A 563-nucleotide genomic window follows, 5' to 3' on the forward strand; every position below is an offset into this window, starting at 1 on the left:
CCACGGCGCCGTCCGGGCGGGCGCCCCGCAGGCCGAGCGCCGCCGCCGCGCCGTGGGCCTCGCGCCGCAGCAGCATCCGGCTCAGCGGGGAGCCGGCCTCCTCGTCCGGCGCGCACACCAGCGCCACCTCGCCGTAGCGCTCGGCGCCCAGCAGCACCAGCGCCTCGACGGCGGCCAGGCCCGCCAGCAGGCCGCCCTTGCCGGCGCACACGCCGGGGCGCACGGCGCGGTCGCCGTGGACGCGCGGCAGCCGCGCCGCCGCCGTGCCGGCGGGGAAGACGGTGTCCATGTGGCCGGTCAGCAGGATCTTGCGGTGTCCGGCGCCGCGGCGGCGGGCGGCGAGGGCGCGCCGGCCGTCGTCCAGCCGGAACGGCTCCAGCCGCATCCCCGCGTCGCGGGCGTACCCGGCGACCAGCCCGGCGACCCGGTTGACGCCCGCCACGTCGGCGCTGCCGCTGTCGACCGCGACCAGCTCGGCCAGTCTGCCGGCGTAGCGTTCGCGGACGTGCGCGGCGGCGGCCGGCAGCGCCGCGGCGGCCGGGCGGGGCGCGCCGGCGCGCGGC

The 563-nt window shown here is 82.6% G+C and carries 1 protein-coding gene; it reads right to left on the bottom strand.

Features of this window, described 5'->3' with window-relative positions; genetic code table 11:
- Nucleotides 1-563: M20/M25/M40 family metallo-hydrolase (locus ABD879_RS32815; RefSeq protein WP_345025689.1), on the bottom strand; the 563-nt coding region annotated here is incomplete at both ends.

Source organism: Actinomadura keratinilytica, assembly GCF_039539665.1.
GTDB classification, from domain to species: domain Bacteria; phylum Actinomycetota; class Actinomycetes; order Streptosporangiales; family Streptosporangiaceae; genus Spirillospora; species Spirillospora keratinilytica.